The organism is Cryobacterium sp. TMT1-62, from assembly GCF_004403145.1.
GTDB classification, from domain to species: domain Bacteria; phylum Actinomycetota; class Actinomycetes; order Actinomycetales; family Microbacteriaceae; genus Cryobacterium; species Cryobacterium sandaracinum.
The window spans coordinates 90,997-113,830 of the sequence record NZ_SOGZ01000045.1; the positions used below are offsets into that span (position 1 = coordinate 90,997).

The following is a 22,834-nucleotide window of genomic DNA, read 5'->3' on the forward strand; positions in this document are numbered from 1 at the left end:
GAACGGCTACAGGCGGCGGGTCGCGTCCTGCACTTCGCCGACCAGCTCTTCGATGATGTCCTCGAGGAACAGCACCCCCACGGTCTCACCGGTCGCGGTGAACGAGCGCGCCAGGTGCGCGCCGGAACGCCGCATGGTGGCCAGGGCATCTTCGAGGTCGGTGTCCTCGAAGATCGACGCCAGCAAACGGATGCGCTTGCCCGGGATCGGCTCCGCGTAGCTGCCCTGCCCGACCGAGGTGGCCGTGTCGCCGTCGAGGTCGATGACGTCCTTCAGGTGAACGTACCCGGTTGGTTCACCTGACTCGTTCACCAGAACATAGCGGGAGAAACCGTGTCTGGTGACAGCCTTCTCCACGTCTGCGGGGGTGGCCGCCTCGGGCAGGCTGATCAGGCCGTCGAGGTTCACCGCGACGTCCCGCACCTTGCGGGTGGTGAACTCGAACGTGGCGCTGAGTGCCCCGGTGCCGTCCCGCAGCACGCCCTCCCGGGTCGACTGGGAGACGATGGTCGCCACCTCGTCCAACGTGTAGGTGCTGGTGGCCTCCTCCTTGGGCTGGACCCCGAACATTCGCACCACCAGGTTGGCGGTGGCGTTGAGCGTCACGATCACGGGCTTGACCAGGCGGCCGAAAAAGACGAGCGGCGGGGCGAGCACGAGCACGGCCCGGTCGGGGATGGAGAACGACAGGTTCTTCGGCACCATCTCACCGAACACGACATGCAGGTAGGAGACCAGCAGCAGAGTGATCACGAAGGCGATCACGCCGATGGCCTCCTCCGGTAGCGGGGTCAGGCCCAGCGGGATCTCGAGCAGGTGGTGGATCGCCGGCTCCGAGACGTTCAGGATGAGCAGCGAGCAGACCGTGATGCCCAGCTGGGTGGTCGCCAACATGAGGGTGGCGTGTTCCATCGCCCACAGCGCTGTGATTGCGCGCTTCTCGCCGGCCTCGGCGAGAGGTTCGATCTGGGACCGGCGCGCGGAGATGACCGCGAATTCCGCGGCGACGAAAAAGGCGTTGGCCGCGAGCAGCACGACCAGCCAGACCAGCCCCGCCCAGTCACTCATGGTCACTCACCGTGCGCTCCGTGCCGTTCTTCTTGCGGTCACCCTTTTTGTCCAACTTTTTTTCGGATTTCTTGTCGGTCCTGGTACCGCGGTCGCCCTGGGCAGGCTCGCCGCCCTCCTCGGGCTCGACGGGCTCGCCGCAGGGTGTGAAGCGGAGCCGGTCGATCCGTCGGCCGTCGAGGCGTTCCACGGACAGCACGCCGCCGGCCAGCTGCACGACGTCGCCGACCACGGGCAGGCGACCTAATTCGCTCATCACGAACCCACCCACGGTTTCGTAGGGGCCGTCCTCCGAGATCACGATGCCCGTGCGGTCGAGCAACTCGTCCGGGCGGAGCATGCCAGGGAATGTCAGAGAGTCGGTAGACAACACCACACCGGCGCGGGTGCGGTCGTGCTCGTCGGCAACCTCTCCGACGAGTTCCTCGACCAGGTCCTCGAGCGTGGCCACTCCGGCCGTGCCGCCGTATTCGTCGACGACGATGGCCATCTGGTAACCGCGGCCGCGCAGCTCGACCAGCAGTCCGTCGAGTTTCATGGTCTCGGGCACCCGGATGGCCTCGGACTGCAGGGCCGATACCGGGACATCCGCCCGGCGACGTCGGGGAACGGCCACGGCCTGCTTCACGTGCACGATCCCGACGATGTCGTCGACGCCCTCGTCGACGACTGGGAAGCGGGAATACCCGGTTTGGCGGGTGAGGTCGATGACGGCCTGGGCGGAGGCGGTGCGCTCGATGCTGGCCACCCGCGGGCGGGGCGTCATCACGTCCGAGGCGGTATGCCCGGAGAAGAGCAGCGTGCGGTGCAGGAGTGTGGCGGTGTCTTTCTCCAGCAGCCCGGCACTGGCCGAGCGCCGCACGAGGGAGGACAGCTCCTCCGCGGTGCGCGCCCCGGACAGCTCTTCCTTCGGCTCGATCCCGATCGACCGCAGCACACCGTTGGCGCTGCCGTTGAGCACGACGACGGCTGGTTTGAACACGGTCGTGAACAGTGTCTGGAACGGTATGACCAGCTTCGCGGTCTGCACGGGCAGAGCGAGGGCGAAATTCTTCGGCACCAGCTCGCCGATGATCATCGAGGCGAGTGTGGCGACGATGACCGCGGTCGTGACCGCGACGACCGGCACCACCGCCGTGGACAGTCCCAGGCCGATCAGCGACGGCGACAGCAGCATGGTCAGAGCCGGCTCCATGGTGTAACCGGTGAGCAGGGTGGTGAGGGTGATGCCCAGTTGGGCGCTGGAGAGGTGCGTCGAGGTGATCCTGAGTGCGGCGATGGTCAGGCCGAGTCGGGTCTCTCCTCGATCGCGGCGGGCCTCGAGCTCCGACCGGTCCAGGTTGACCAGGGCGAACTCGCTGGCGACGAACAGGCCGGTGCCGATGGTGAGGAGGAGCCCCGCGGCGAGCATGATCCACTCATACATGGCGGACCTCGACGACGGCGGCGCCGAAGTTCATGACCGAGACGCCGTTCGGGTGACGGGAAGAATTTCCGGGCGAGAAACCGGGCGCATGCGCAGGAGGGGGGTCGTCCATTATTCCGCTCAGTCTACCGCCCGGCACCGAGGCCACGAGTCGTTCCCGGGTGTCAGGCCCCCCACCTCTACCAGGAGACGGGCAGGGCCTTGCCCTCCTCGTAGCCGGCCGCCGACTGTATCCCGACCAGCGAACGGGTGTGGAACTCCGCGACCGAGGTCGCGCCCGCATAAGTGAACGAGCTGCGCACGCCGGAGGTGATCATGTCGAGCAGGTCCTCGACGGACGGCCGCAGCGGGTCCAGGTAGATCTTCGAGCTGGAGATCCCCTCGGCAAAGAGCGTCTTGCGGGCCAGCCCGTAGGCGTCGAGGCGGTCGAACCGCTGGCGCACAGCCCTGGTGGAGGCCATCCCCCAGCTCTCCTTGTAAATGCCGCCGGCGGCGTCCCGGTCGAGCAGGCCGGGTGCCTCGATCGTGCCGGCGAACCAGGATCCGATCATGACGGATGCCGCGCCGGCGGCGAGCGCGAGCGCCACGTCGCGCGGGTAGCGCACCCCGCCGTCGGCCCATACGTGCGCTCCGAGTTCCCGGGCGGCGGCCGCGGTCTCGAGCACGGCCGAGAACTGGGGGCGGCCGACCGCCGTCATCATGCGCGTGGTGCACATGGCGCCGGGGCCGACGCCGACCTTTACGATGGTGGCGCCGGCGCCAACGAGGTCACCCACGGCATCCGCGGTCACGACGTTGCCGGCCACGATGGGGATGCCGAGGCCCAGGTCGGCGACGATCTCGATCGCCCGCGTCATGCCGCCCTGGTGGCCGTGCGCGGTGTCGATCACAAGAACGTCGACCCCCGCGGCGACGAGCGCCCGGGCCTTGGCCGCGATGTCGCCGTTGATGCCGACCGCCGCGGCCACGCGCAGTCGGCCCTGCGCGTCCAGCGCGGGCTGATACAGGGTGGAGCGAAGCGCGCTCTTGCGGCTGAGGGTGCCGATCACCCGGCCGTGGTGCTGCACGGTGGCGAAGTCGAGCTCGGCCGCGGTCATCACGTCGAAAGCGCGGCGCGGGCCTTCGATATCGTCGGCGTCGAGGGAGGTCATCGTGCCGTGCAGGAGGTCTCCGAGGAGCGCGTCGGGCAGCGCCGTCGCCAGCCGGGACGCGTCGATGGCACCCAGGTAGTCGCCGTTCTGGTCGTTGATGACCAATCCCTGGCCGGCCACAGCCGGCACTTGCCGCAGGGCGAGCGCCACGGTGTCCCCCGGGGCGAAGTTGAAGGGGGTGTCGAAGCGGGTGGATTGGGCCTTGACCCAGCGGATCGCGGCGTCGAGTTCCTGCAGGTGCATGTCCTGCGGCAGCACGCCGAGCCCGCCGCGGCGAGCGAGCGCGGCCGCCAGGCGCGGCCCGGTGACCGAGTTCATGTTCGCCGAGACGATGGGGATGGTGGCGCCGCTGCCGTCGCCCGGGGCGAGGGAGACATCGAGGCGGCTGCTCACATCCGATTGACTCGGCACAAGGAAGACGTCGGAATACGTGAGGTCGTGGCTGGGTACCGCTCCATAGAACTGCATGGAAATAACGCTAGCGCCCCGCGGGGATGCCCGCAGCCAGGCCCGAGGGGATTAGGCTGGACGGGCAGACCGCGCCGGGCGTGCACGACCGCTCGGGACATTCAAAATCAACGTAGAGAGTGGGAACCGGCTGTGTCAAGCCAGTTGACCGGTAGTGGATCCGACGAGACGACGTCGGGTGAATTCGGAGCGAACGAGTGGCTCGTCGACGAACTGTACGAACGGTACCTCGTCGACAAGAAGCTGGTGGACGAGTCCTGGTGGCCCGTCCTCGAGAGCTACCACCGGACCGCGAACGGCCGCAGCGACGGTTCAGAGGCTCCCGCGAGCAGCGCACCCGCAGGCGACGCGCCCGCCGTGATCGCTCCCGACGTGACCACGCCCGCGGCAAGCGCCCCCGCAACCCCGGCCGCCTCAGCGGCGGAGCCGGCCCCGATCACGGCGCCCATCCCCGTCGTCGGCGGGCAGCGCACCGCGCGCACGACGTCCAGCGCGCCCAAGCGGGTCCCCGTGCCGGCCGACATTCCGATCACGAACTCGCAGCCGACCGCCGCCGAGGCCACCGAGGTCGACGTCGTCACCCCGCTCCGCGGCATGTCCAAGAGCCTCGCGGCGAACATGGCGGCCAGCCTGACCGTGCCCACGGCCACCAGCGTGCGCACCATCCCGGCGAAGCTCCTCATCGACAACCGCATCGTGATGAACAACCACATGAAGCGCTCGCGCGGCGGCAAGGTGTCGTTCACGCACCTGATCGGTTGGGCGCTGATCCAGGCGCTGAAGATGTTCCCCAGCCAGAACGTCTACTACAACGAGATTGAGGGCAAGCCCTCGGTCATCGCTCCCGCGCACGTCGGCCTCGGCATCGCGATCGACCTGCCCAAGCCCGATGGCACCCGCTCCCTGATGGTCCCGGCCATCAAGCGCGCGGACACGATGACCTTCGGCGAGTACCTCTCCTCCTACGAAGACCTCGTCACTCGGGCCCGCAAGGGCAAGCTGACGGCGGATGACTTCTCCGGCGCCACGGTCTCCCTCACCAACCCCGGTGGCATCGGCACGGTGCACTCCGTGCCGCGCCTGATGAAGGGCCAGGGCTGCATCATCGGCGCCGGCGCCCTCGATTACCCGGCCGAGTTCCAGGGTTCCAGCGGCAAGACCCTGACCGGCCTCGCCATCTCCAAGACCATCACGCTGACCAGCACCTACGACCACCGGGTCATCCAGGGTGCCGGCTCGGGCGAATTCCTCAAGATCGTGCACGAGCTCCTGATCGGGCAGCACAACTTCTACGAGGACATCTTCTCGGCCCTGCGCATCCCGTACGACCCGATCCACTGGGCGCCCGACATCAGCGTCGACCTGGCCAGCGCCGTCGACAAGACCGCCCGCGTGCAGGAGCTCATCAACGCGTTCCGCGTGCGCGGCCACCTGATGGCCGACATCGACCCGCTTGAATACACGCAGCGCTCCCACCCCGACCTGGAAATCTCGAACCACGGGCTGACCTTCTGGGACCTGGACCGCGAGTTCGTCACCGGCGGGTTCGGCAGCAAACGCCTGATGCTCCTGCGCGACATCCTCGGCGTGCTGCGCGACTCCTACTGCCGCACGACCGGCATCGAGTACATGCACATCCAGGACCCTGCCCAGCGCAAGTGGATGCAGGAAAAGATGGAGAAGAGCTACGTCAAGCCCACGCATGACGAGCAGATGCGCATCCTCGGCAAGCTCAACGAGGCGGAGGCCTTCGAGACCTTCCTACAGACCAAGTACGTCGGCCAGAAGCGGTTCAGCCTCGAGGGCGGCGAGTCCACCATCGCGCTGCTCGACTCGATCCTGCAGGGTGCCGCGGATGCCGGCCTCGACGAGGTCTGCATCGGCATGGCCCACCGCGGGCGCCTGAACGTGCTCACCAACATCGCAGGCAAGACCTACGGTCAGATCTTCCGCGAGTTCGAGGGCACGCAGGATCCCCGCACCGTGCAGGGCTCCGGCGACGTCAAGTACCACCTGGGCACCGAGGGCACCTTCCGTGCCACCAACGGCACGGAGATGCCGGTCTACCTGGCCGCGAACCCGTCCCACCTCGAGGCCGTCGACGGCGTCCTCGAGGGCATCGTGCGCGCCAAGCAGGACCGCAAGCCGATCGGCACCTTCTCCACCCTCCCCGTCCTCGTGCACGGCGACGCGGCCATGGCCGGCCAGGGCATCGTCCTGGAGACGCTCCAGATGTCCCAACTGCGCGGGTTCCGCACCGGCGGCACCATCCATCTGGTCGTCAACAACCAGGTCGGCTTCACCACACTGCCCGGTGACGGACGCACCTCGGTGTACTCGACGGATGTCGCCAAGACCATCCAGGCGCCCATCTTCCACGTCAACGGGGACGACCCCGAGGCCGTGGTGCGGGTCGCGGAGCTCGCCTTCGCCTACCGTCAGGAATTCAAGCGGGACGTCGTCATCGACCTCGTCTGCTACCGCCGCCGCGGGCACAACGAGGGCGACGACCCCTCGATGACCCAGCCGTTGATGTACAACCTGATCGAGGCCAAGCGCTCCGTCCGGAAGCTTTTCACCGAGGCTCTCGTCGGTCGCGGCGACATCACGCAGGAGGAATACGAGGCCTCGCACGCGGATTTCCAGGACCGCCTCGAGCGCGCGTTCATGGAGACGCACGCGGCGCAGTCCTCGTCGATCCCGATCGTCAGCGCGGCCGGTGCGGCGCCGCAGGGCATCGGTGCCGAGAAGCACGGTACCGACAAGCACGACGACGCGGTCGGGGAACCGGCCACCACCGGGGTGCCCGAGGCGGTCGTGCACCTGATCGGCGATGCCTTCCTGAACAAGCCCGCCGGCTTCACCGTGCACAGTAAGCTGCAGCAGCTGATGCAGAAGCGCAACGACATGAGTCGCAACGGCAAAATCGACTGGAGCTTCGGCGAACTCCTCGCCCTCGGCTCCCTGCTGCTCGAGCGCACCCCGGTGCGCTTCGCCGGCCAGGATGCCCGCCGCGGCACGTTCGTGCAGCGTCACGCGGTGCTGCACGACCGCATCAACGGCCAGGAATGGCTGCCCTTGGCGAACCTCAGCGAAGACCAGGCCCGGTTCTGGATCTACGACTCGCTGCTCAGCGAATACGCGGCCATGGGCTTCGAGTACGGCTACTCGGTGGAACGCGCCGACGCCCTGGTGCTCTGGGAGGCGCAGTTCGGCGACTTCGCCAACGGTGCCCAGACGGTCATCGACGAGTTCGTCTCCTCCGCCGAGCAGAAGTGGGGCCAGCGGTCATCCGTTGTGCTGCTGCTGCCGCACGGCTACGAGGGCCAGGGGCCGGACCACTCGTCCGCCCGGATCGAGCGCTACCTGCAGCTGTGCGCGGAAGACAACATGACCGTCGCTCGCCCGTCGACGCCCGCGTCGTACTTCCACCTGCTGCGCCGTCAGGCCTACATGCGCCCGCGGCGCCCGCTGATCGTCTTCACTCCGAAGTCGATGCTGCGCCTGCGCGGCGCGACCAGCGAGGTGGCCGACTTCACCACCGGCCGGTTCGAACCGGTCATCGACGACGCCCGGATCACCGACAAGCCGCGCGTCAAGCGGGTGCTGTTCCTGGCCGGCAAGCTCTACTACGACCTGCTCGCCGAACTCGACAAGAACCCGAACCCGGAGATCGCGCTGGTTCGCCTGGAGCAGTTCTACCCGCTGCCCGCCGTCGAACTCAAGCAGGTCGCAGACCAGTACCCCGACGCTGAACTCGCCTGGGTGCAGGACGAGCCGGAGAACCAGGGTGCCTGGCCGTTCTTCTACCTCGAGACGAACAAGCTGGGCCCGCGCCCGGTGACCCTGTTCTCCCGGGCGGCGTCGGCGTCGCCGGCGGCGGGCTCGGCGAAGCGTCACGCGGTCGAGCAGGCCGAACTACTACGCCAGGCGCTTACCCTGTGACCTGCGCCGACCGGCAGAACCGTTCGACAGAATGGGCCGCACCGGACGCTACGGCCCAGTCCTCGACGGGTGAGGCCTGATCGACGGGCTGTGTCACCCCCGCAAGATCAGAGGCGACGACCGCGTAGCGCTGGTCATGACCCGGCGTCGAACCAATTCGACGGAGATTTTCTTCCAAAACAGCATTTCCGGATGTTTTGGGTTGATTTGGGGCGGAATCTCCGTCGAATTCGTTCGGGACAGCGCTACTGCACGGCTTCGGACTCAAAAGACACGGCGGGCCACACTTCATCCAGCGTCACGGTCCCCTGATCGCCCGGCGTCAGCACCGGGAACAACCGTTTCGGAACCGCGAACCCCTATCGCCCCTCGGCTATCAGGACTCACTCATCTAGGCTGGCCGCACCGCCCGCCGACGCATCGGCCATCGACAAGGAGATCCGCCATGCCCGCACCGCACGCGAACCGAACCGGTCAGCCCTGCTGGGCCGACCTGATGACCTCCGACCTGCCGCGCGCCCGGGAGTTCTACACACGGCTGTTCGGCTGGACGGCCAGCGATTCCGGTTCGGAGTACGGCAACTACGTCACCTTCCGGAAGGGCGACGCGGACGTCGCCGGCATGAGCTCACAGGAGCCGGGTTCCCGACTGCCCGACGCGTGGACCACCTACCTGTCGGTGACGGATGCCGACGCCGCCGTCGCCGCCGCCCGCGCGGCCGGCGCAGACGTGCTGGCCGAGCCGATGACGGTGGGAACCATGGGCCGCATGGCCATCCTGATGGACCCGACGGGTGCGCCCTTCGGGGTGTGGCAGGCCGACGAGTTCACCGGCTTCGACGTCTTCGGCGAGGCGGGCTCACCGGTCTGGCACGAGCTGAACACCCGCTCCTATTCCGCCGCTCTCGATTTCTACACCGAGGTGTTCGGCTGGAAACCGGTCGTCCTGAGCGACACGGAGGACTTCCGCTACAGCACGATCGGGGCGGAGGGTGAGATGGTGACGGGCGTCTTCGACGCCGCGGAACACCTGCCCGACAGCGTGCCCTCGCACTGGCAGCTCTATCTCGGGGTGCCTGACGTGCACGCGGCCGTCACGACCGTGACAGAGCTCGGCGGCACGGTCGTCCGTGAGCCGTGGACGGCGGAGTTCGGCACCTTCGCGCTGGTCACCGACCCGACCGGGGCCCTGTTCGTGCTCGGCTCGGTCGACGAGCCGCTCCCCGAGGAGAAGAACATCGACGACGCCGGTGAGGAGGACGCCGACCTGCCGATCGGCTAGTGGGCGGACTGGATGGTGCGCAGCTTCAGCAACACCTGGTCGCGCAGGTCTTCGGGGGCCATTTCACGGCATGCGCGCTGCACAGCCTCGGTCAGTGTGCGCCCGACCAGGTGCTCGTCGCTGCAGTCGCTGCAGTGGGCAAGGTGCTCCTGAATGTCAGACGCGTCTTCGCCGCACAGTTCGTTGTGCAGGTATTCCTCGAGTTCGGCCTTGGCCTTCTCGCAGCCATAATCGGTCATGCTGGTGTGCTCCCGGTTCGAGTCTGGCCCGCCGCTGTTCCCAGGCCGCGCTCAAGGGCGTAACCGGCCAACAGGTCGCGCAGGAGGCGCCGGCCACGATGCAGGCGACTCATCACGGTGCCAATGGGTGTTTTCATGATTTCGGCGATCTCCTGGTAAGAGAACCCCTCCACGTCGGCGAAGTAGACAGCCAGCCGGAAGTCCTCCGGGATGGACTGCAAAGCGTCCTTGACGGCGCTGTCCGGCAGGTGGTCGATGGCCTCGGCCTCCGCCGAACGATTCGCCATCGCCGTGCGGGACTCCGCGCCGCCGAGCTGCCAGTCCGCGAGATCGTCGATGGTGCCCTGGAACGGCTCACGCTGCTTCTTGCGGTACGTGTTGATGAAGGTGTTGGTCAGGATGCGGTACAGCCAGGCCTTGAGATTCGTGCCCTGCTCGAACTGTTTGAACGCAGCGAACGCTTTCACGAACGTTTCCTGAACCAGATCCTGGGCGTCGGAGGGGTTGCGCGTCATGCGCATGGCCGCGGCGTACAGCTGGTCGATAAAGGGCAGCGCCTGCTCTTCGAACAGGTCTCGCATTTCGATCGCATCGGTTGTCATCACGGACAATCCTAAGCCGTCGCGTGAAACGACCGCAGGTCGCTCCAGCACCATGGACAGCGTCACCCTGGCCTCCCTCTTTTTTTCATCACCGACTATTCTGATAACCGATGTTGATCTCGAGATATTCCAAGCCTGAGTTCGATCCCTACGGCGACACGTCGCCCGAAGTGACGGATGCCCGCTGGCACGCTCCGACGGCCGCCGGCCCGCTTTCAGCGTCCGTATCCCTGCCGGGGTCGAAGTCGCTGACCAACCGGGAGCTGGTGCTCAGCGCCCTCGCCGCGCATCCGTCGCTGTTGCGTGCCCCGCTGCACTCGCGGGACAGCGACTTGATGGTCGCGGCGCTGCGTCAACTGGGCACCGTCATCGAGGAGGTCCCCGGCGCCGGGGAGTTCGGTTCCGACCTGAGGATCACCCCCGGGGAGCTGCTCGGGTCGACGACCGTCGACTGCGGTCTCGCCGGCACCGTGATGCGTTTCCTGCCGCCGGTCGCGACGCTCGGCCTCGGGCCGACCACCTTCGACGGGGACGCCGGCGCACGCCGCCGCCCGATGGGCACCACCATCTCGTCCCTGCGGGCCCTCGGCGCCGACATCAACGACGACGGTCGCGGCGCCCTGCCCTTCACCGTGCACGGCACCGGCACGCTAGTCGGCGGGGAGATCACCATCGACGCGTCCACGTCGAGCCAGTTCGTCTCCGGCCTGCTGCTCGCCGCGCCGCGCTTCGGGCAGGGCCTGCACCTGCGCCATTCCGGCGAGCGCCTGCCCAGCCTGCCGCACATCGAGATGACCATCGCCACGCTGGCCCGGCGCGGCGTCACGGTGCACAGCCCGGCCGTCGGCGAGTGGATCGTGGCTCCCGGCCCGATCCAGGGCGCCGAGGTCGACATCGAACCCGATCTCTCGAACGCGGCGCCGTTCCTCGCCGCGGCCCTCGTGGCCGGGGGCAGCGTCACCATCTCCGGCTGGCCCGAGACCACCACCCAGGTCGGCGCCGACCTGGCCGACCTGCTGCCGCGCTTCGGCGCCGAGGTGTCTCGGGAGGGCGACCGGCTCACGGTCTCCGGGACCGGCCGCATCCGGGGCGTGGAGCTCGACCTGTCGACCGGCGGAGAGCTCGCGCCCACGCTCGTGGCCCTGGCCGCCCTGGCCGAGTCCCCGAGCACGATCACCGGGATCGGGCACATCCGGCACCACGAAACCGACCGGTTGGCGGCCCTCGCCGCGGAGATCAACGGGCTCGGCGGTTCCGTCACCGAGCTGCCCGACGGGTTGCGGATCGACCCGCGCCCGCTGCACGGTGGGCCGTGGAACACCTACGACGACCACCGGATGGCGACCGCAGGCGCGCTGATCGGTCTCCTCGTTCCCGGCGTGCTGATCGAGAACATCGACACGACCGCCAAGACCCTTCCCCAGTTCACCGACCTCTGGTCGACGCTCGTTTCCGGAGCCCCGTCGTGACGTGGTGGGCGAGTGCCGACGACGATGAGCCCGAGTTCGACGAGTCGAGCGTGCGTGTGCGCCCCAACCGCAAGGGCAGCAAACCACGCACCAAGACCCGCCCCGACCACGAGAACGCGCTGACCGGGCGCATCCTCTCGGTCGACCGGGGCCGGTACACCGTCATGCTCGACGAGAACTTGCCTGCCGAGCGCCGAGTGACCGCCGCTCGGGCGAGCGAACTGCGCAAGCAGGCCGTCGTCACCGGCGACCGCGTCGACATCGTCGGCGACACGACCGGAGCACCGGGCAGCCTGTCCCGGATCGTGCGGATCGTGCCGCGCACGACGCTGCTGCGCCGCAGCGCAGACGACACCGACGCCGTGGAGCGAGTGATCGTCGCCAACGCCGACCAGATGCTGATCGTGGTGGCCGCCGCCAACCCGGAGCCGCGCATCCGTCTCGTCGATCGCTACCTCGTCGCCGCCTACGACGCGGGCGTGAATCCCATTCTCTGCATTACCAAGACCGACCTGGCCGACCCCACCGCCTTCCTCCGCAACTTCGCCGGCCTCGACCTGCCCGTCTTCGAGAGCCGCGACGACGCCATGCCGCTGGCGGAGATCTCCGCGGCCCTGGTCGGCCACGACACGGTCTTCGTCGGTCACTCCGGCGTCGGCAAGTCCACTCTCGTCAACGCCCTGGTTCCGGGCGCCCACCGCGCCGTCGGAGTCGTCAACACGGTGACCGGCCGCGGCCGGCACACGTCTTCGTCGACCATCTCGTTGCGACTGCAAACGGATGCCGGCCGGGGCTGGGTCATCGACACCCCCGGCGTGCGCTCCTTCGGTCTCGGCCACATCAACACCGACAACATCCTCAAGGCCTTCACCGACCTGGCCCTGATCTCCCAAAAGTGTCCGCGCGGCTGCACCCACCTGCCGAACTCGCCCGACTGCGCGATCAATGAGGCCGTTAGCGCCGGCAAGCTCGGCGAGACCGGCAAGGTGCGCCTGGACTCGCTGCAGCGTTTGCTCGCCACCTTCGCCGCCGCCCCCACCCACTAGCCCCTGTCACCCACCACCCCGAGCCAGCAGCCCCTGCATTGAACGAATTCGACGGAGATTTTGCTCTAGAAAGCCGTGCAGGGCCAAAAAACGGGTGCCTGACCCCAAATCACCGTCGAATTCGTCAGGGATGGGCGGAAAATGGGTACAGGCGGGACCAGTAGCGTGGGGGGATGACCGATTCCACGCGGCTCGCGACCGGCGACCAAGCCCCTCCGTTCACCCTGTCCGACCAGGACGGGAACGCCGTGTCGCTGGCCGATTTCGCCGGCTCGAAGGTCGTCGTGTACTTCTACCCGGCGGCGATGACGCCCGGCTGCACGAAGCAGGCCTGCGACTTCCGCGACAACCTCAGCTCACTGGCATCGGCCGGCTACCAGGTGCTCGGCGTGTCGAAGGATGCCCCGGTCAAGCTGAAGAAGTTCCAGGAGACCGAGCAGCTCACGTTCGCGCTCCTCAGCGACACCGACCTCGCGGTGCACACGGGCTACGGCGCCTGGGGTGAGAAGAACCTCTACGGCAAGACCGTCACGGGCGTGCTGCGTTCCACCGTCGTGATCGACGAGACCGGCATGGTCGAGCTAGCCCTCTACAACGTGAAGGCCACCGGCCATGTCGCGAGCCTGCGCAAGAAGCTCGGCCTGCCGGCCTGACCAAACGGATGCCGCCACGCGGCCGGCACAGTCCCGGCACGGTCCCTGCGCTGCCCCCGCCGGCCGCAGGTGGCCCCTACCGGCCCCCGGAGCGCTCGAACGCACGTCTTACCCACCCCGCCGCTGCCGAAGCCGGAGCGGCCCAGCTGCGGCCCTGCTGCGCCGCTACTGCGCCGCTACTGCGGCAAGCCGTCCTCGGAGCGCGCTGACGTCGTTTCTGCGATTACGCGCCGCTGGAACAGCAGCACGAGGACCACGACCGACGGCAGAAGAAGCGCCCAGCCGAGGTCGGGCCGGGCGTAGAACCCCTGGAAGGAGCCGATGGCGACGGCGATCTGCACCATCTGCCAGGTGACGGCAGCGCCCCGGATCCAGGACCGGCGCCGCAGGGAGTTGACCGCGATGGCGGTTACCCAGGACGCGGCGATCAGCACCAGCACCAGGATGGCGAGGGCCGTGGCCAGGGAGGTCGGCGTCGCGATCAGCAACTCGAGAATGAGCCACGCGACCGCGACCCAGAGGAGGGCCGCCTCCGCGCAGAGGATCGCGGCGAGGAGCAGCACGGCCCCCGGCCGACGCACCCGGCCGGCCTGGTTCTCGTCGTCGCCGCTGTGGTCTGACCGTGCATTCACAGAGATATCCCATTCAAAACTATTGATTTGACTCCACCATTATGCGATCATTTTTGAGGCCCGGTTGACGCTCACAGGGACGTGAGTCGATCTGAACGAGTAGATCTACTACCCTTCCTGCAATCGGCAGCCTTTCATCTTCGGCCAATCGGCCAGGCATCCCTGCAATAAAGGAGCACCCCTATGGACTGGCGCGACAAAGCTGCCTGCCTCACCGCCGACCCGGAACTCTTCTTTCCGGTCGGTAATACTGGCCCCGCTGTGGACCAGATCGAGAAGGCCAAGTCGGTCTGCGCCCGTTGCAACGTCACCGAGGTGTGTCTGCAGTACGCCCTCGAAACCGGACAAGACTCCGGCGTCTGGGGTGGACTGAGCGAAGACGAGCGTCGCGCGCTCAAGCGACGCGCGGCCCGGGCCCGGCGCGCGTCCTAGCACGCCCCCCCCCCCCCCCNNACCCCCCCCCCCCCCCCCCGCACCACGGGATCACAGAGAAAGGCCTAGCTGAACAGCCGGGCCTTTCTTCGTTGCGCGCGACGCGCTCGGAACCCGAGGCGACACCCCACGGCGTCACCCCGCGCCCGGCCCTACGCTTCGCGCATGTACCGCAGCGGGATCTCGATGGTCACTTCGGTGCCGCTGCCCATCATGGTGTGCCAGTCGATACTGCCGCTAAGCTCTCCCTGGATCAGGGTGCGCACGATCTGGGTTCCGAGTCCCGACCCGACCTTGCCCTCCGGCAGGCCCGTGCCGTTGTCCCGCACCCGCACGGTGAGGGTCTCCTCGTTACGCTCGGCCTCGATCGACACCTCCCCCTCGCGTCCGGCCAGCCCATGCTCGACGGCGTTCGTCACGAGCTCTGTCAGCGCGAGGGCGAGCGGCGTCGCGTAGGCGCTGGGAAGAATGCCGAAACTGCCGGACGACTTCGGATGCGCCGTCGTGTTGTGCGCGGACGCCACCTCCATGATCAGCAGCAACACCCGGTCGAACACCACGTCGAAGTCGACCTTCTGGCTGAGGCCCTCGGACAGTGTGTCGTGCACGACGGCGATGGCGGCCACGCGGCGCATCGCCTGGTTGAGCGCTTCCCTGGCCGTGTCGGAATGCGTGCGGCGCGCCTGGATCCGCAGGAGCGAGGCCACCGTCTGCAGGTTGTTCTTGACCCGGTGGTGAATCTCCCGGATGGTGGCATCCTTCGTGATCAGCTCACGTTCCTGGTGCCGCAGCTCGGTGACGTCCCGGCAGAGCACGATGGCTCCGATCCGTTCGCCCCGGTTGCGGATCGGGATGGCACGCAGCGAGACCGTCACGCCGCGGGCCTCCACGTCGGTGCGCCATGGCGCCCGGCCGGTGACCACGAGCGGCAGGGTCTCGTCGACAACCGCCGTTCCAGTGAGCAGGCTCGTGGTCACCTCGGCGAGGGACTCGCCCTCCAGCTCGTCGGCGAACCCCATTCGGTTGAAGGCGGAGAGGGCATTCGGGCTCGCGAACGTGGTCACGCCGTCGACGTCGAGACGGATGAGTCCGTCCGAGGCGCGCGGGGCGCCGCGCCTCGGGCCGGTGGGGGCGCCCAGATCGGGAAAATCGCCGGACGCGATCATGGCGAAGAGGTCATTGGCGCAGTCGTTGAAGGTCAGCTCCTGCCGGCTCGGCGTGCGCGCCTCACTCAGGTTGGTGTGCCGGGTGAGCACCGCCACCGGCGTGTCCGAGATCTGGGAACCCGTGGAACTGAGCCGCCGCCGCACCGGGATCGCGCGCACCCGGGTAGGGGTCTCCTCGTACCAGTCGGGGGCCGTGGTGTCGACGATCTTCGCCGTTTCGAAAGCCTCGGTGACCTGCTGTCGCCACTCGACCTTGATGCTCTGCCCGACGAAGTCACGATAGAAGAGGGTGGCGGCGCTCGACGGCCTGGCGTGGGCGACGGCCACGAAGCTCCCGGTGCTGCTGGGCACCCACACGACGATGTCCGCGAAGGCGAGATCGGCCAGGAGCTGGCCATCCGCGACAAGCATATGGAGCCAGTCCACATCCTCCGCACTGCTGCGGCCCTGGGCAAGTACGAGATTACTGAGCGTCGACACAGCAATAGCCTAGGTCCCCCGGACACGTGCCACCGCCGTCGTGGTGCCGTCTCGTAGTTTGGGCCATGCTGAACAGATGAGCACAGCAAATGGAAAGCCCGATCGGACCCTGGTTGTCCTACTGTCCGTGATCGGAGCGCTGGTGGTCATCGCCCTCGTCGTCGTCTTCACCGGCGGCGAACCCGAACAGCTTGACGCCGACACCCCGGAAGGCCTCGTCCAGGACTATTCCGCGGCCGTCATCGACGGCGACGAGCAGGCCGCTGGCGCGTACCTCACCGAGGACGCTTTCAATGGCTGCGAGGACTTCGACCGGGGCCCCACCGACAACATGCGGGTCACTCTCGTGTCGACCACCGAGCGGGCCGAGTCGGCCGACGTGAAGGTGTCCATCGTCACCTCCTACGGCAGCGGCCCCTTCGGAGCCGACGAGTACGAGACCCAGGGTGTCTTCGACCTGGTGGCCGTCGACGGCACGTGGTTGATCGATGACGCCCCCTACGAACTCAACATCTGCCCGAATCCGAAGGCCGGTTCCTGATGGTCAGCGTGGTGCTGCTGGTTGCCGTCCTGGTGATCGGCGGCGGTATCGCCGGCATCGTGATCGCGGTGCGCAAATCGACGCCATCCGGGGAGAGCGCGGCCCAGCCCACGGTACGCCGGGTGATCGTATACATTCTGCTCTTCGCCCTGGTCGTGATTGCCGCCATCGGAGTGAGCGGACTGCTCGGGCGCCTCCTCGACACCGGCAACGCACTTACCTCCAGCGACATCACCGGGCTCGCCCGCTCGCTCGCGTTCACCCTCATCGCCGGCCCGTTCGCGGCCGTACTCTGGTGGGTGCTGTGGCGCCGAATGGACGGCGCGGAACGATCATCCGTCGCCTGGGGGCTCTACCTGGCCGGCCTGTATACGGTCTCCCTTGTCACGTTCAGCACCGCCCTGCTGACCACGGCGGCCGTGCTCGTGCGCGGGGACTGGCAACCGCGTCTCTTCGCCACCGGAGTGGTCTGGGCCGGCGTGTGGGTCTGGCACCTGTGGATGTCCCGGCACGAGGAGAAGAGCCCCACCCAGCTGGTCACCGTGGCCCCGATCCTCGGTTCCGTCTTCGGTCTCGTGATCGCGGTGGGCGGCGCCGTCACGGCCCTCAGCTCTCTTCTCGACGCCGCCGTCGACGCCGCACCGAGCCTCACCCCGGGCGAACCCTGGTGGGAGTTGACCCTCCAGGCGCTCATCTGGTTCGCCGGCGGGCTGGTCATCTGGTGGTGGCACTGGATCCGCAGCCAGGCCCGCGACCTGCGCGGCGGCCTCGCCGATCTAATGGTCGTGGCCGTCGGCGTGGCCGGGGCGGCCATCCTGACGCTGAGCGGGGTCGGAACCGTGCTGTTCCTGCTGCTCAGACTGGCTTTCGACCGCACCGACCCGGTCACCGACATCCTCGACCTACTGGGTTTCGGCGTCTCGGTCGCCTTCATCGGCGCACTCGTCTGGAGCTACCACCGGGGCCTGACCCTGGCCCGGTCGGACACGACGAGGGTGGCGACGAAGCTTGTGACCTCCGGCGTGGGTCTCGTGGCCGCGGCCTCCGGGCTGGGCGTGGTCGTGAACGCGATCCTCGCCGCCACGACCACCCCGCTCGCCGGTTCAGGAACCCGAACCCTCCTGCTGGGCGGCATCAGCGCCCTCGTCGTCGGCGGCCCGGTGTGGTGGCTGGCCTGGCAGCCTACGACGCCGCTCTCCCCCGCGGAGGTCCGCTCCACGGGACGAAGGGTGTACCTGATCCTGGTGTTCGGCGTGAGCGCGGTCGTTGCCATCGTGACGCTTCTGGTGATCGGCTACCGGCTCTTCGAGTTCGCCCTCGGCGACTTCACCGGGGACAGCGTGATCGACCGGGTGCGGGCCTCGCTGGGGCTGCTGGTAGCCACCGGCCTCGCCGCTGGGTATCATTTCGCTGTCTGGCGACGAGACCGCTCGGTGAGTGCAGAGGCCCCGCAGCCGGCGCGCACCATCGGCCGCGTGCTCCTGGTAACGGACGCCGACCCGGAACCCCTCAGCCTCGCAATCGGCGCAGCGACCGGAGGCGCGGCCGTCTTCGTGCTGAAGCGCGCCGACGGCGCCGGTAGCTCGGCAACGGTGGAGCATCTCGCCCAGGCCCTCACCGGCGTAACCGGAAAGCGGGTGCTGGTCGTCACGGGCCCCGGCGACCGGGTTGAGGTGATCCCGCTTCAGGAATGAGCGCCGGTGCGGCCTTCCGCACCGGGGTCGGCACAAGGGTCGACGCGCAAGTCGACGCGGGGTTCGACGCGGGATTCGACGCCGACGGTGGGCTCAGGTGGCCACCGCTGGCCGGCGCCATCTCGATTCCCGGCGCCGTCGCCCCGTGGCGGGCGCGGGCACCGGCAGCAGCTCCGTGCGCACGAAGCGACGGATGCTGGTGCGCGCCGGGGACTTCGGCGCGGCATCCCGCAGCGTGCGCCCGGCGACGATGGCCGCATCCGTGGACACCTGGTCCTGCGGCACCAGAATCGGCGACTCGATGCCGCCGAACCGGCGGAGCGCCGATACGACCTGCCCGTTCGCATCCAGCCCGACCGCGCCCCGGCGCACCCGGTTCATGACCACGCTGACCTGATCGGTCGTGACCACCTCGGCCAGGTCCACCCAGGCGCGCAGGAACCGGGCCATCCCGACCGGGTCGGCAAGGCCGCAGGCGACGACGTGGTCAGCCAGTCCGAGACCCGTCAGGGTGGCCGCGTTGCGGCGCGGGGCGAACAGGTCACTGGAGATCTCCTCGTCGCTCTCAAGGCTGAACCCGGTGTCGAGCACGACGTAGTCGACCCAGACACGGAGCGCGTTGATGGTGCGCGTCACCCGCTCGGTGGAGAGCTCGGGCCAGCGCGACGGCCGCCCGATGCCGGTGAGCACCCAGAAGGCTCCCTGCGGTGAGTTGTAGCGCTGCGCGATGCGCTCAAATTCGGACCGGGTGAAGCTGTCCGAGCCGGCCAGGCGGCACGCAGCGGCGAAGCCCGGCGCCTCGTCGAGCATCCCCAGGCTCGGCGCCACCGAACCGCTGTAGGTGTCGATGTCCGCCAGGGCGACGGTATGCCCGGCAGCGGCGATCTCCGCCGCGATGTTGATCGCCAGAGTGGTGCGCCCCGGGGCGCCGGCCGGCCCCCAGACGGCGATGACCGTGCCCTGCCGTTTTGTGCCGGGCAAGCCCGCCGGATCGCCGACCCGCAGCGGAATGGCGACCCCGGCGCCGATCAGCGCCTCAGTCTCGGCCCAGTCGGCGGCGGCGTCGACCACGTCGAAGAGGCCGAGCCCGGCCGCATTGCGTCGGTCCTGGTCGTTGGCGGCGAGCGCGATCACCCGGGCGCCGTGGGCGTCGCAGGCGGTGATCAGCTCGGCCGTGAGCGTGCTGCGGCCGGCTCCGACGATCACCACCTCGGGCGCGCACTGCCGCAGGGCGAGGATCACTTCGCCCGCAGTCGTCGAACGCGCCACGATCACATGGCCCTGCTCGATGATGTCGATCAGCAGACGGTCTTCGGTGTTCCGGTCGAGTGCCAGTGCGATGGTGGCCACGTTTACTTCTCCAGCGGTGCGTTGACGGGCACAACCGCGATGGCGTCGCGGTTCGCGATGGACTCCAGCACCGCCGCGACGGCTCCCTTCGGCACCAGGATCTCAAGTGTTCGGATGCCGCCTCCCGCCACGAGCCCCGTGGGCTCGACCAGACGCACGACCGCGGCCTGGTCGACGAGCACCGTCGGCGGCCCGAACGTGTTCGGGTCCGTTTTGCGGGCGGACCAGACGTCGACCACGGAGCCGGGACCGATGTTCGAGGCCAGGGCGCTGGTCAGCTCAACGACCACGCTCGTGACCTCGGTGCCGGCGGTGCGCCCGACCGCGGACGCAGGCACGAGTTCCCCGGCGGCGATCGTGCGGGTGACGACCAGCCCGTCATCCGGCAGCCCTTCGGGGGTCACGTACAGGTCTCCCGTTACACCAAGCCGCACCTGCGTGGCCACGAGGTCGGATGCCTCCACTCGGTCCCCGACGGCGAGCGCCGAGCGCGCGGTGAACACCGCCGTGGACCGGTCGGCGGCGGAGACGATCAGATAGACGCCTCCGACGGCGGCGACCACGAGCGCCAGCCCGATCGCGAATCGCGGATCGAACCAGAATTTCGGTCGTGCGTTCCTGGCGGTCTTGCTCACGGGCGCCTGCCTCCCCAATACTGACTCAATTGGTGCTGACTCGATGGAGCCGGATCGATGGTGCCGACTCAATAGTTTCGACTCGAAACTCCGTTTGACCCGGGAATCCGCCTCGACGTCCATCGTGGTCGTCTTCGCCCCCACGCGGGAAAGTTATCCACAGCCTCACTCCGCCCCGATTAGGGCCCGCCCGCCGACGGATAATCGATCCATGAACGATACCGGGGCTGCTTCCAGTGTGGGCCGGTTCCTCACCCTGGCCGACACCGCGGAGATCCTCTCGTTGACGGTGGCCGAGGTGCTGGAGCTGGTGCGCACCGGTGAGCTGCCGGCCATCCGGCTCGGCACCCAGAGCACCCCGGCGGGCGGCGCAGGCACGATCGGGGCCGGCAGCGCGGGCGTGTGGCGGGTCGAACGGATCGTGCTCGAGTCTTTCATCGAGGCCAAGTACGAAGAGGCCCGGCGCATGTCGCTGTGGCAGCAGTCGGACTTCGGGAACATCCCCGAGCTGTCCGGCGGCACGATCATCCGTCCCGACGACTGACCCGGCTAGATTGATGCATCCTCGTCGTGTGGTTGTGCCGCTCCCGGAGGGTCAGGGCTGACCGCACGGGGGCACGCTGCTCATCCAGGCCGACCGCTGTCCCCGACGTTGAACCAATTCGACGGAGATTCTTGGTCAAACAACCGTTCTCGGGACCAAACGGGCTGTTCAGACTCAAATCTCCGTCGAATTCGTTCGGACGAGTTGCTGCGGGCTGTGAACGCGAAAGGCACGGCGGCTCAGCGCGGACGGTTGGCGCAGACGGTTGGCGCAGAGCGTTGGCGCAGAGCGTTGGCGCAGAGGATTAGGCCAGAGGGTTTGGCCAGAGGGTTTGGCCAGAGGGTTTGGCCAGAGGGTTAGGCCAGAGGATTAGGCCAGAGGATTAGGCCAGAGGATTAGGCCAGAGGATTAGGCCAGAGGATTAGGCCAGAGGATTAGGCCAGAGGGTTTGGCCAGAGGGTTAGGCCAGCCGTACGAGCTGGATCTCGCCTACCGGCACGATGCGGTACTGGTGCACCTCCGCTTCGCGGCGCAGGGTACCCGGCGCGTGCAGGGCCAGGTCGATGTGGTCCCGGCCCACCCGGTCGATGGTGCCGGGGAGCACACCCGCACGGGTGTGCACCTCCAAGTTGGAGCGCCGTCGGCAGAGGTCTCGCAACACAAACGCCAGGCCGATGCGGTCCACGACCCGGGCTGCGGATTCGGGCTCGGTGCCGAGCGATCCGGGGATCTCCCCCCGGCGCAGGACGACCCCGGCCACGGCGGCCAGCGGGAGCACGCACTGGGAACCGGCGGAGACGGAGTCCAGCAGGTCACCCGCCAGCCAATCCCGCCCGAATGTGGTCGGCCGCACGGCGATCGTCTCCCCCGTCGCGAGCACGATCCGCAGCACACCCGCACCGGGGACCGACCCGGTCCAGGGCTCTGATCCTTTCCGGGGATCTGCGGCGACGGCGGGAGTGCGCGCGAGGTTGGTCAATCGGTTACGCAGAGACAGCCGACCCAGCCGCAACCGTTCTTCTTCGGCGCGCAGGTCGATCTCCTCGGCGTGCAACTCGTGTTCGAGCTGCCCCTCGAGGTCGTCGAAAAGGTTGTCCCAGCGCACAGTCCCGAAGTTAGCCCGCACGACCAACATCCTGCCCGGGTTATCCACAGGTCTTAAAAGCACTCGACACCACCGTCCCCGGCTGATTGAGTGTCGAGCACGGCCCGTACCCCCCGCGTGGGGGTGCCTGACCCTCGCCAACACCTGCTCCACCGAATGTCTGCTCCATCGCACGCCGGATCCACCCGAACCCCTTGAACCACCCGATTGCCACGGCAGGTGTGCCGCCGGCAGCGGACTCACGCACCTCGGAGGAGTCATGAGCGATCCAGCCAACACCCCGGCACGCCAACCCCGGTCAAGGGACAACAAGTTCGTCCAGGACGACTTCTTCGGCCACCAACCGAGCAGCAGGGACCAGCTGCCAGACCCGGAGCCACTGCTGATCAACCTCACCCGCTGCGTGATCGAGGTGCTTGCCGGCGCCCGAGAGCTCGACCAGCTCGCCCGGTGGGTCAGCGACGACGTTTACCGGCACCTGCTGAAACGGGTGGTGCTCTCGGCACGGGCGCGCGCCGTCAAGGGGCAGAAGGCCCAGCGGCCCGCGTTCACGATCGGGCGGGTCACGATTTCCGAGCCGCGAGACGGCGTGATCGAGGCCGTCGTGATGGTGCACAGTAAGGTTCGCGTTCGCGCCGTGGCCCTGCGCCTGGAAGGAATGGACCAACGCTGGCGGGCCAGCGCTATCAACGTGTTGTGATAACCGGCTCCGCGGGAGAAATGAGCCCTCGCCCCGGGGGCGCGCTGCAAGGGGATTGTTCCCACTGCCGAGGTAGGCGTGCAGTAAACCGCGACGCGACTCGAACGTGTGTGACCGCTGCGGACCAGTGCGGGACCAGCGCGGAGGTCCGGCCCGGCGGGTCGATTCTCCCATGCTGGCCACAAGACCCGCCGGATGCGCGGCAG

Annotated in this window: 20 protein-coding genes; 10 read left to right on the forward strand and 10 right to left on the reverse strand. The window is 68.2% G+C overall.

Annotated features, from left to right (window positions below; translation table 11 throughout):
• Positions 1-6 precede the first annotated feature (6 nt).
• The 3 genes from E3T34_RS13390 to E3T34_RS13400 all read right to left on the reverse strand — a co-directional run bounded on the left by E3T34_RS13390 (position 7) and on the right by E3T34_RS13400 (position 4,113).
• Positions 7-1,068: a hemolysin family protein gene (locus E3T34_RS13390; RefSeq protein WP_104099862.1), complete on the reverse strand. Its 1,062-nt coding sequence runs from the start codon at positions 1,066-1,068 to the stop codon at positions 7-9.
• Positions 1,061-2,494, reverse strand: coding sequence for a hemolysin family protein (locus E3T34_RS13395; protein ID WP_104099861.1), 1,434 nt, complete (start codon positions 2,492-2,494; stop codon positions 1,061-1,063). The genes E3T34_RS13390 and E3T34_RS13395 overlap by 8 nt, the downstream gene beginning before the upstream one ends.
• 179 nt (positions 2,495-2,673) lie before the next feature.
• Positions 2,674-4,113 carry a GuaB1 family IMP dehydrogenase-related protein gene (locus E3T34_RS13400; RefSeq protein WP_104099860.1) on the reverse strand — a complete coding sequence of 480 codons (1,440 nt, stop codon included), beginning with the start codon at positions 4,111-4,113 and terminating at the stop codon, positions 2,674-2,676.
• A gap of 132 nt (positions 4,114-4,245) precedes the next feature.
• Between E3T34_RS13400 and E3T34_RS13405 the strand changes: the two genes are divergently transcribed.
• Together E3T34_RS13405 and E3T34_RS13410 are read left to right on the forward strand one after the other, a co-directional pair.
• Positions 4,246-8,058 carry a multifunctional oxoglutarate decarboxylase/oxoglutarate dehydrogenase thiamine pyrophosphate-binding subunit/dihydrolipoyllysine-residue succinyltransferase subunit gene (locus E3T34_RS13405; RefSeq protein ID WP_134343274.1) on the forward strand — a complete coding sequence of 1,271 codons (3,813 nt, stop codon included), beginning with the start codon at positions 4,246-4,248 and terminating at the stop codon, positions 8,056-8,058.
• Positions 8,059-8,503: 445 nt separating this feature from the next.
• Entirely contained in the window at positions 8,504-9,340 is an 837-nt protein-coding gene (locus E3T34_RS13410; protein WP_104099858.1) for a VOC family protein, read from the forward strand.
• Here E3T34_RS13410 and E3T34_RS13415 read toward each other — a convergent pair.
• Positions 9,337-9,579, reverse strand: a complete 243-nt coding sequence (locus tag E3T34_RS13415; protein ID WP_104099857.1) for a zf-HC2 domain-containing protein — start codon at positions 9,577-9,579, stop codon at positions 9,337-9,339. The genes E3T34_RS13410 and E3T34_RS13415 overlap by 4 nt on opposite strands.
• Entirely contained in the window at positions 9,576-10,181 is a 606-nt protein-coding gene (locus E3T34_RS13420; protein ID WP_233191227.1) for a sigma-70 family RNA polymerase sigma factor, read from the reverse strand. The genes E3T34_RS13415 and E3T34_RS13420 overlap by 4 nt, the downstream gene beginning before the upstream one ends.
• A 110-nt stretch (positions 10,182-10,291) precedes the next feature.
• On the opposite strand from E3T34_RS13420, the gene aroA reads away from it, so the two are divergent.
• From aroA to bcp, 3 genes are all read left to right on the forward strand, one after another.
• Positions 10,292-11,650, forward strand: coding sequence for a 3-phosphoshikimate 1-carboxyvinyltransferase (aroA, locus tag E3T34_RS13425; RefSeq protein WP_134343275.1), 1,359 nt, complete (start codon positions 10,292-10,294; stop codon positions 11,648-11,650).
• Positions 11,647-12,696: a ribosome small subunit-dependent GTPase A gene (rsgA, locus tag E3T34_RS13430; protein ID WP_104099854.1), complete on the forward strand. Its 1,050-nt coding sequence runs from the start codon at positions 11,647-11,649 to the stop codon at positions 12,694-12,696. The genes aroA and rsgA overlap by 4 nt, the downstream gene beginning before the upstream one ends.
• A gap of 173 nt (positions 12,697-12,869) precedes the next feature.
• Positions 12,870-13,349 carry a thioredoxin-dependent thiol peroxidase gene (gene bcp / locus E3T34_RS13435; RefSeq protein ID WP_104099853.1) on the forward strand — a complete coding sequence of 160 codons (480 nt, stop codon included), beginning with the start codon at positions 12,870-12,872 and terminating at the stop codon, positions 13,347-13,349.
• 176 nt (positions 13,350-13,525) lie between these two features.
• Here the strand turns inward: bcp and E3T34_RS13440 are convergent, their stop codons facing one another.
• A complete protein-coding gene (locus tag E3T34_RS13440; RefSeq protein ID WP_233191224.1) occupies positions 13,526-13,981 on the reverse strand; it encodes a hypothetical protein in 456 nt (151 codons plus the stop codon).
• 183 nt (positions 13,982-14,164) lie between these two features.
• On the opposite strand from E3T34_RS13440, the gene E3T34_RS13445 reads away from it, so the two are divergent.
• Complete coding sequence (locus E3T34_RS13445) at positions 14,165-14,413, forward strand: WhiB family transcriptional regulator (RefSeq protein WP_035837005.1); 249 nt, start codon at positions 14,165-14,167, stop codon at positions 14,411-14,413.
• Positions 14,414-14,565: 152 nt separating this feature from the next.
• Here the strand turns inward: E3T34_RS13445 and E3T34_RS13450 are convergent, their stop codons facing one another.
• Positions 14,566-16,059: a sensor histidine kinase gene (locus E3T34_RS13450; RefSeq protein ID WP_104099852.1), complete on the reverse strand. Its 1,494-nt coding sequence runs from the start codon at positions 16,057-16,059 to the stop codon at positions 14,566-14,568.
• 76 nt (positions 16,060-16,135) lie between these two features.
• Between E3T34_RS13450 and E3T34_RS13455 the strand changes: the two genes are divergently transcribed.
• Both E3T34_RS13455 and E3T34_RS13460 read left to right on the forward strand, forming a co-directional pair.
• Positions 16,136-16,600 (forward strand): hypothetical protein, encoded by a 465-nt coding sequence (locus E3T34_RS13455; protein ID WP_134343276.1) that lies wholly within the window; start codon positions 16,136-16,138, stop codon positions 16,598-16,600.
• On the forward strand, positions 16,600-18,294 hold the full coding sequence (locus E3T34_RS13460) for a DUF5671 domain-containing protein (RefSeq protein WP_241977413.1): 1,695 nt from the start codon (positions 16,600-16,602) through the stop codon (positions 18,292-18,294). Before E3T34_RS13455 ends, E3T34_RS13460 begins: the two co-directional genes overlap by 1 nt.
• A 93-nt stretch (positions 18,295-18,387) precedes the next feature.
• On the opposite strand, the gene E3T34_RS13465 is transcribed toward E3T34_RS13460, so the two are convergent.
• Positions 18,388-19,644 carry a regulator gene (locus E3T34_RS13465; protein WP_174843142.1) on the reverse strand — a complete coding sequence of 419 codons (1,257 nt, stop codon included), beginning with the start codon at positions 19,642-19,644 and terminating at the stop codon, positions 18,388-18,390.
• A 2-nt stretch (positions 19,645-19,646) separates the two neighbouring features.
• Positions 19,647-20,279, reverse strand: coding sequence for a hypothetical protein (locus tag E3T34_RS13470; RefSeq protein WP_134343277.1), 633 nt, complete (start codon positions 20,277-20,279; stop codon positions 19,647-19,649).
• A 211-nt stretch (positions 20,280-20,490) separates the two neighbouring features.
• On the opposite strand from E3T34_RS13470, the gene E3T34_RS13475 reads away from it, so the two are divergent.
• Positions 20,491-20,823: a helix-turn-helix domain-containing protein gene (locus E3T34_RS13475; protein ID WP_134343278.1), complete on the forward strand. Its 333-nt coding sequence runs from the start codon at positions 20,491-20,493 to the stop codon at positions 20,821-20,823.
• Positions 20,824-21,283: 460 nt separating this feature from the next.
• Here E3T34_RS13475 and E3T34_RS13480 read toward each other — a convergent pair whose 3' ends face one another.
• On the reverse strand, positions 21,284-21,949 hold the full coding sequence (locus E3T34_RS13480; RefSeq protein ID WP_233191220.1) for a hypothetical protein: 666 nt from the start codon (positions 21,947-21,949) through the stop codon (positions 21,284-21,286).
• Between the two features lie 238 nt (positions 21,950-22,187).
• Here E3T34_RS13480 and E3T34_RS13485 point away from each other — a divergent pair, with 238 nt between their 5' ends.
• Entirely contained in the window at positions 22,188-22,628 is a 441-nt protein-coding gene (locus E3T34_RS13485; protein ID WP_233191219.1) for an Rv3235 family protein, read from the forward strand.
• The last annotated feature ends 206 nt before the right edge of the window (positions 22,629-22,834 follow it).